The sequence below is a fragment of the Bacilli bacterium genome, assembly GCA_036381315.1.
Lineage (GTDB): Bacteria > Bacillota > Bacilli > Paenibacillales > KCTC-25726 > DASVDB01.
Map to the genome: position 1 here is coordinate 1 of DASVDB010000135.1, position 7,720 is coordinate 7,720.

7 protein-coding genes are annotated in these 7,720 nt (G+C 52.3%); 1 reads left to right on the forward strand and 6 read right to left on the reverse strand.

Translation table 11 applies throughout. The annotated features are described in order from the left end of the window. Positions 1-346 precede the first annotated feature (346 nt). Positions 347-2,242: a PrkA family serine protein kinase gene (locus tag VF260_09890; protein ID HEX7057489.1), complete on the reverse strand. Its 1,896-nt coding sequence runs from the start codon at positions 2,240-2,242 to the stop codon at positions 347-349. Between the two features lie 245 nt (positions 2,243-2,487). On the opposite strand from VF260_09890, the gene VF260_09895 reads away from it, so the two are divergent. Beyond that, complete coding sequence (locus VF260_09895; protein ID HEX7057490.1) at positions 2,488-3,210, forward strand: DUF2161 family putative PD-(D/E)XK-type phosphodiesterase; 723 nt, start codon at positions 2,488-2,490, stop codon at positions 3,208-3,210. Here VF260_09895 and VF260_09900 read toward each other — a convergent pair. From VF260_09900 to VF260_09920, 5 genes are all read right to left on the reverse strand, one after another. After that, on the reverse strand, positions 3,184-3,948 hold the full coding sequence (locus tag VF260_09900) for a sulfite exporter TauE/SafE family protein (GenBank protein ID HEX7057491.1): 765 nt from the start codon (positions 3,946-3,948) through the stop codon (positions 3,184-3,186). The genes VF260_09895 and VF260_09900 overlap by 27 nt on opposite strands. 311 nt (positions 3,949-4,259) lie before the next feature. Then, positions 4,260-4,511 carry an AbrB/MazE/SpoVT family DNA-binding domain-containing protein gene (locus VF260_09905; protein ID HEX7057492.1) on the reverse strand — a complete coding sequence of 84 codons (252 nt, stop codon included), beginning with the start codon at positions 4,509-4,511 and terminating at the stop codon, positions 4,260-4,262. 169 nt (positions 4,512-4,680) lie between these two features. Then, on the reverse strand, positions 4,681-5,145 hold the full coding sequence (gene trmL / locus VF260_09910) for a tRNA (uridine(34)/cytosine(34)/5-carboxymethylaminomethyluridine(34)-2'-O)-methyltransferase TrmL (GenBank protein HEX7057493.1): 465 nt from the start codon (positions 5,143-5,145) through the stop codon (positions 4,681-4,683). Positions 5,146-5,747: 602 nt separating this feature from the next. Beyond that, positions 5,748-7,244: a xylulokinase gene (xylB, locus tag VF260_09915; protein HEX7057494.1), complete on the reverse strand. Its 1,497-nt coding sequence runs from the start codon at positions 7,242-7,244 to the stop codon at positions 5,748-5,750. Between the two features lie 2 nt (positions 7,245-7,246). After that, the coding region (locus tag VF260_09920; GenBank protein ID HEX7057495.1) for a xylose isomerase at positions 7,247-7,720 on the reverse strand (474 nt) is incomplete at its 5' end.

Sequence of the window (7,720 nt, forward strand, 5' to 3'; positions counted from 1 at the left end):
TCACACCCACCGCCGCCGCGGACGGATAAAATTAGATGGATTTTCTCCAATTAATTCTCGTTTGATTACCGTTTAGTAAAGATTAAATGGATTTCATCCAATTATTTTACCTTAAATCAACCAAATATGCCGAACCTCACCTAATTTAGTTGGATGAAATCCAAAGCCGGCAGGTTTTTGTCAGCGGCTGAAAGCCGACTGTTCAGGCTAGAGTCTCGCGGAAAAACAATCTGTGGCTACAGCCGCCCAATTGGCAACAAACAAAAAAGTGACTGATTGTGAAAATCAAAAACGCTGGTGATGTTCCGCGCATCTTTGCAAAGCAATGCGCGGAACATGCCGCGAATTACCGATTGAGCAAGCTCCCCACATATTTTAGCAGTTCATTCGCGCACACCGGGCAGTATTTGTGCTCATCAATCAACCGCTTGCTGACCTCGTTGATCCGCTTCAACTGCTTTTCGTCCGGCGTTTTTGTCGATGTGGTGATTTTGACGATATCTTTCAAATCCGCAAACAGTTTCTTCTCGATCGCTTCGCGAAGCCTGTCGTGCGTATTGTACTCAAACTTTTTGCCCTTGCGCGAATACGACGACATGCGAATCAAAATTTCCTCGCGGAACGCCTTTTTCGCGTTTTCCGACACGCCGATCTGCTCTTCGATCGAGCGCATCAGCCGCTCGTCGGGATCCATCTCCTCGCCTGTTATGGGATCGCGCATTTTGTGCCAATTGCAATAGGCTTCAATGTTGTCCAGATAATTCTCGAACAGCGTGCGTGCCGATTCTTCGAACGAATAGACGAACGCTTTTTGCACTTCCTTTTTCGCCAATTCGTCATATTCCTTGCGCGCAAGCGAAATAAAGTTCAAATACCGCTCCCGATCTTCTTTAGTGATCGACGAATGCTGGTCCAACCCGTCCTTCAAGGCGCGCAGCACATCGAGCGCGTTGATGCAATTCAGGTCGCGACGGATTAAGGCGCTCGAAATGCGGTTGATCACATAGCGCGGATCGATGCCGGTCATGCCCTCTTCGGCAAATTCCTGCTGCATTTCCTTCAAATCGGCTTCCTTGTAGCCTTCCACTTCCTCGCCGTCGTACATGCGCATTTTTTTGATCAGATCCATGCCTTGTTTCTTTGATTCCTTGAGCCTCGTCAGGACGGAAAACATCGCCGCCGCTTTCAGCGCGTGCGGGGCTATGTGGATATGGCTCATGTCGCTTTGGCGTATCAGTTTTTCGTATATTTTTTCTTCTTCCTTTACCTTCAGGTTGTACGGTATTTTCATCACAATCATCCGCGATTGCAACGCTTCATTCTTTTTATTGGCGATAAACGACCGGTATTCCGCTTCGTTCGTGTGGGCAACAATCAATTCGTCCGCCGAAATGAGCGCGAACCTGCCGGCCTTAAAGTTTCCTTCCTGCGTCAGCGAGAGCAAGTTCCATAAAAATTTCTCGTCGCACTTCAACATTTCCTGAAATTCCATCAAACCGCGGTTCGCCTTGTTTAATTCCCCGTCAAACCGGTATGCTCGCGGATCGGATTCGGAACCGTACTCGGCAATGGTCGAAAAATCGATGCTTCCGGTCAAATCGGCGATATCCTGCGATTTTGGATCCGACGGGCTGAACGTGCCGATTCCGACCCGCTCTTCCTCCGAAATAAACACCCTTTCCACGATGACATTTTCAATTATGCCGTCATATTCCGTCTGCAGCATCATGCGGCACGAAGGGCAGAGCGAGCCTTCGATTTTCACGCCCAGGTGCGCTTCAAAATCGGGCCGCAATTCATGCGGAATCAAATGCAGCGGCTCCTCGTGCATCGGACAACCCCGAATTGCGTATAATGCGCCCTCCGGGGTGCGCGAGTAATATTCCAACCCTTTTTTCAGGAGAGTAACGATCGTTGATTTGCCGCCGCTGACCGGCCCCATCAACAGCAAGATCCGTTTGCGCACATCCAAACGCCGCGCCGCCGAATGAAAATATTCCTCAACCAGATTTTCAATCGCCCGGTCCAGTCCGAACAATTCCCGCGCGAAAAATGCGTACTTGCGCTCGCCGCTTTCCCCTTCAATGCCAAAATGCCTGATCATTTCATAAACCCGCGCATGCGCTGTCATCGCCAATTGGGGACGTTCCTGAACCATTCCCACATATTCTTTAAACGTGCCGCTCCATGCCAGCGCCTCAGTCTGTGCCCGATGCTCCGCAATCTTCCTGAAGATATCCATGGGTACCTCCCCTTCATGTATGCCGAAAGCGAGCCGCTTTTGATTTCATCCTGCGCGCAAGCCGCCTCCAGCCAAGTCGGCATTACCGGCAAAATATAGCGTAATAATACCTATGCGGCGGCGGCGGATAAGTTTCCAACCCGGACTGGCCGTCCGCGCAAGAAAGTGACTGGCTGGTCGCGGCCATATTTTGCTATGATCGTTGTATACATGCATTTTGCATTTTAATCCGAAGGAAGTGCCGCATGATGCCAGCGAGAAAGGAAACCGACCTGTATGAGCCGGTGAAGCGTTTTTGGGAGGCGCTTGGTTTCGCCGTTAAAGGGGAAGTAAACGGGTGCGATCTGGTCGCGGTGCGCGAAGGGAACGCACAGCCTGTCATCGTCGAATTGAAAAAACGGTTTACGGTGGAGTTGCTGCTGCAAGGCATTGATCGCCTGCGCTTAAGCGAACATGTGTATGTGGCTGTGGAAGACGCGGGGAAAAATCACAAGCACGCAAATCAAAAATGGGCTGCATGCGCCAAACTGTGCCGCATGTTGGGCTTGGGGCTTATCACCGTGCGCTTTTATGCTAACAACCGACCGTCCGTCTGTTTGCGCTGCGAGCCCAAGCCGTATCAGCCGCGCAAAAACAAGGCGGAGTTTACGTCGTTGCTTGCGGAATTTTCCGGCAGAAGCGGCGATTACATTCCCGGCGGCAGCACACGGCGAAAGCTTGTCACCGTCTACCGCGAAGAAGCGTTGCGCATTGCGGATATGCTGCAAAAAAAAGGGCCGGCAAGCCCCAAACAATTAAAAGGGGAAACCGGTATCGAAAGAGCGGCGGAAATTTTGCGGCAAAATTATTACGGATGGTTTTTTCGCGTGCAAAAAGGGCTTTACGTTTTATCCGAAGAGGGCAAAAAAGCTCTGGGCAATTACGCCGACGTGCTTAGCCGCTTAAACCAGGCTGATGCCGCTGATTAAAATGAGCGTCGCCAGCATCGCCTTAAGCGGTCTGGTCGGAACTTTCGCGGACAGGCCGCTGCCCAGCAAAACGCCCGGGATCGAACCGACAAGCAGATTCGCCGCCAGCAAGTAATCCACATTGCCCAACCCGGCATGCATCAGGCCCGCCGCCGTAACGAGAAAAAGCGCGTGCGTAAGGTCGGTGCCGACGATTTCCGCGCCCTTCAGCCTGTATAAATACACGATTGCCAGGGCAAACAGCGAGCCCGAGCCGATCGAGGTAAACCCTACGGCCAACCCCAGCAAAAACCCGATACCAATCGTGGCCAGGCGTTTTTTTCGGGTCGGCGCAACAGCATGCGGCAATTCCCCTTCCCGCCTGCGGAAAAATTGCCGATATAACATCAAAGCGGCGGCAATAATCAGCATAATGCCGAGCGCATGCCGAATGGCGGCTTCCTGGTCATGAAAAAAGGCGTCGAACAGCCGCAACAATACCATTGCCGCCGCCGCGCCGGGCAAACTGCCGATGCCCAAATAGACCACGATGCGGAAGCGAATTGTTTTCTGGCGAAAATGTCGGATCACACCAAACAGTTTGGTCACGGCATTATAAAACAGGTCCGTACCCACGGCGATGGCGGGATGGATATGAAACAAAATCAGTACCGGGGTTAAGAGCGCGGCTCCCCCCACGCCCGTCAGGCCGATCATGATGCCAACAAAAAAACCCAGCGCTGCAATCCAGGGTTCCATGCAACCGCCACCTTTAAAACCAAGTATTTAAATAGGATTATATGGTATTAAAGGTGGAATGTAAAGGTTAAATTTCTTTTGCAAAAGGACGTTTTCATTTCGCCCAATCCCGGTTATAATAAGGTTATGCTTTATGGAGGTGCGACCAAAATGTCGGTTTCATTTTATCTCGTCATGACGGTTCTGGTTCTTTGTCTGGGAGCACTTATGACCGCGGCGTTCAGCGAAGACAAGACGAAAGGACTGTAAGCAAACGCTGCATATGCGCAAAAAGCCCCGCTTGTAAAAGCGGGGCTTTTTCGTGGATAACATCAGTCAAATTTCAATTCGCGCATTTGTTCCCGGCAAGCCGCACATACGGTGCGGTTTTTATATTCGCTAACGGATTCCATGGAGGAACAAAATACGCATCTCGGTTTATACCGTTCCAAAATAATATGATCCCCCTGCACCAAAATTTCGACAGGGTCCCCCTCATTCATTTGGTATCTTTTCCGAAGCGACTTCGGCAACACGATACGTCCGAGTTGGTCAACTTTGCGTACGACTCCAACAGGTTTCACAAGTTTCACCTCTCTTAAGTATGTCAGTGTCTCGCACTTTATATATATTTGCCTGTTAAGCCAACCATTCTAATAGAGTTCTATATGCCGGCGCAAAATCCTCCTTTTTCACACAATTTTAATTACGATATTTTATGGCAAAACATGCGTATTTTTCGCATGCGGATCATCAGACGAGCCCGGGAAAACCCGTTTGCCGCAACGCTTCATATACGATAATGGCGGCGGAGTTGGCCAAATTCAGCGAACGGATCGCTTGCCCCATCGGCAGGCGAATAAGCGTATCGCGGTATGTTTGCAGGATCGCAGCCGGCAATCCCGCCGTTTCCTTGCCAAACACGAAAACATCCCCGTCGCGGTACGAAAAGTCGCTGTAATGGGTTTTCGCCTTCGTTGTCGCGCAAAAAAACCGGCTACCGGCAAACCGTTCCGTAACTTCGGCAAAGGAATCGTAATAACGCACATCGACCAGCGGCCAATAATCAAGACCGGAACGTTTTAAATATTTGTCGTCGGTAGAAAAGCCAAGCGGTCGCACCAGATTCAGGGTCGTTCCTGTTGCGGCGCACGTTCTGGCGATATTTCCCGTATTCGACGGGATTTCCGGCTCGACCAATACGATATGAAAAGCCATCGTTGTTCCCACCTCTTGTTCGATTGCGCAAAAAAGCGCACGTTCCCAGTATAGCAAAAGAAAATCCCGTTTTCACCCGCGAAAGCAAACGGGGTGTAAAACGGGATGTATCCAAAGCACGGCCGGGTTGCCGGCTTGCGGTAAGTAAAACTCGAAACTCTCAATCGTCTTTCCGGCTTGCGGCCTTTAAACGGACGTAGGAGAGCTTATTTTGCGCAAATTGCCAACTATTTGAATCTAACGGACGTGAGAGAGCCTATTCTTGCATTTTTCCCGATATTCGGGCATTGAAACGACAAATAGCCTCTCCTGCGTCCGTTAGAATTTCAAATCGGTCTTTTTTCGGCAAATAGCCTCTGCTGCGTCCGTTAGCGTTAGGCGGGGAGGCGGTCCACCCGTTTTAGCGTAGGGTGGGGAGGTAGTCCCCCGTTTCACCGTTACGCGGGGAGGTGATCCCCCGTTTCACCGTTACGCGGGGAGTTGATCCTCCGTTTCACCGCTACGCGGGAAGTTGATCCTCCGTTTCACCGCTACACGGGGAGGTGGTCCTCCGTTTTAGCGTAGGGCGCGGGGAGATAGTCCTCCCCTGTTGGGCGGGAAAGTTATCGGAATCGGGCAAGGCGATCGTTCAACGGTTTCGTCTGCGCATAAATGTCTTGATAGATTGCGAAAAGTTCCCGGTAAGTTTTCGCCGCGGCCGAATCGGGAGCAAACACCCGATCCGTCGCAATGAACCGCTCCGCGCATTCCGCAAGCGACCCGAACCAACCGCAGCCGTATGCCGCCAGGATGGCGGCGCCCAAAGCGGGGCCTTGCTCATTTTTCAATTTGACAATCCGGGCGTTAAAAATATCGGCTTGCATTTGCATCCAGACATCATTTTTAGCTCCGCCGCCAATCGAGATTATCGTATCGACGGAAATTCCGGCATGCCGAAACATTTCAACCGATTCATTCAGCGAAAACGTGATCCCTTCCATGACGGCGCGCACAAAATGATCGCGCGTATGCGATCCGTCCGCTCCGATAAAGCTTGCGCGAATGAGCGCATCCGCATGCGGCGTCCGTTCTCCGACAAGGTACGGAGTAAACAGAAGCCCGTTGGAACCTGCCGCAATGTTCCCTACGCCCGCCGTAAAGGCGGCGAAAGACTCGCTCGGCGCAAATGTTTGTTTCAGCCAACTCAAGCTGTATCCGGCGGCCAACGTCACGCCCATCGCGTAAAAGGCGTCCTGTTTGGCATGATTGAAAAAATGCACTTTCCCGCGAAAATCTTTTGATTTGTCGTCTTCATAGGAAAGAATAACGCCCGAGGTGCCGATGCTGCACATGGCCGCGCCTGTGGCCAAAATCCCCGCGCCCACTGCGCCGCAGGCGTTGTCGGCGCCGCCGGCGAACACTTTAACGCCGTGCGAAAGGCCCGTTTGCCGCGCAATTTCCGGCAGCAATTCGCCGACGCAGGCAAACGATTCCGCAAGCGGCGGGCATAAGTCGGGGTCTAACGCCAACTCCCGGCAAATCTCCTCGCTCCAGCGCTTGTTGGCAACGTCCAGCATGAGCGTGCCGGCCGCATCCGATATGTCCATCTGCACAGACCCGGTCAAGCGATAGCGAACATAATCTTTCGGCAGCAAAAAGCGGCGCGCTCGCGCAAATATTTCCGGTTCATGCGCGCGAACCCACAAGAGCTTCGGCAGCGTAAATCCTTCCAAAGCTTTATTCTTCGTGATCGCGAGCAATTTGTCGCCCAATCTTGCTTCAAGCTCCCGACATTGCGGCGTAGTCCGCGTATCATTCCACAAAATCGCGTTGCGCAAAACGCGCATCTGTTCGTCAAGCAGCACCAGACCGTGCATTTGCCCGGAAAAGCTGATTCCCTCGACTTCATCCGGCTTGACGCCGTATTTTGCGATTGCCTGCCGCAGCACCTCTATGGTGGCCGAAACCCAATCCTCGGGATTTTGTTCGGAATATCCGGGCTGCGGCTGCAAGAGCGGATACTCGCCCGTCATTTCCCCCAGAATGCCGCCGTCGCGGCCGACCAGCAGCGCTTTGACCGAACTTGTGCCCAGGTCAATCCCAATCACACATTTCGGCATTGTTATCCTCTCCCGACAGCGAAAATCGCTTCGTTGAGCGCCGCCCGCAGCTCTTCAAGCCTGCCGGAGCGGTTTTCAATTTTGCGGTTCGCAAGCGCGTATGCTTCCAGCGAACGAAAATCGGCTTTGCCGCTGACGATATCCAATCCGATGCCTTGTTTGAAACTGCTGTACCGTTCCGCAATAAAATGATCCAACACTTTATCTTCAATCAGTTTCGCCGCCGCTTTCAGGCCCCAGGCGAATGAATCCATTCCCGCCGCGTGGGCAATAAACAAATCTTCCGGTTCAAAAGAGCCCCTGCGCACTTTGGCGTCGAAATTGACGCCGCCGGAGCCCAAACCGCCGTTTTTCAGGATTTCATACATGGCGAGCGTCACCGCGTACAAATCTGTCGGAAACTCGTCGGTATCCCAGCCGAGCAGCGGATCGCCCTGATTGGCGTCGATCGAGCCCAGCATGCCGTTTAGCCGCGC

Excerpts from the sequence above, each read along its gene's own strand:
- VF260_09890 (HEX7057489.1), bottom strand. The coding sequence starts at position 2,242 with ATGGATATCTTCAGGAAGATTGCGGAGCATCGGGCACAGACTGAGGCG.
- VF260_09895 (HEX7057490.1), top strand. The coding sequence starts at position 2,488 with ATGATGCCAGCGAGAAAGGAAACCGACCTGTATGAGCCGGTGAAGCGT.
- VF260_09900 (HEX7057491.1), bottom strand. The coding sequence starts at position 3,948 with ATGGAACCCTGGATTGCAGCGCTGGGTTTTTTTGTTGGCATCATGATC.
- trmL (HEX7057493.1), bottom strand. The coding sequence starts at position 5,145 with ATGGCTTTTCATATCGTATTGGTCGAGCCGGAAATCCCGTCGAATACG.
- xylB (HEX7057494.1), bottom strand. The coding sequence starts at position 7,244 with ATGCCGAAATGTGTGATTGGGATTGACCTGGGCACAAGTTCGGTCAAA.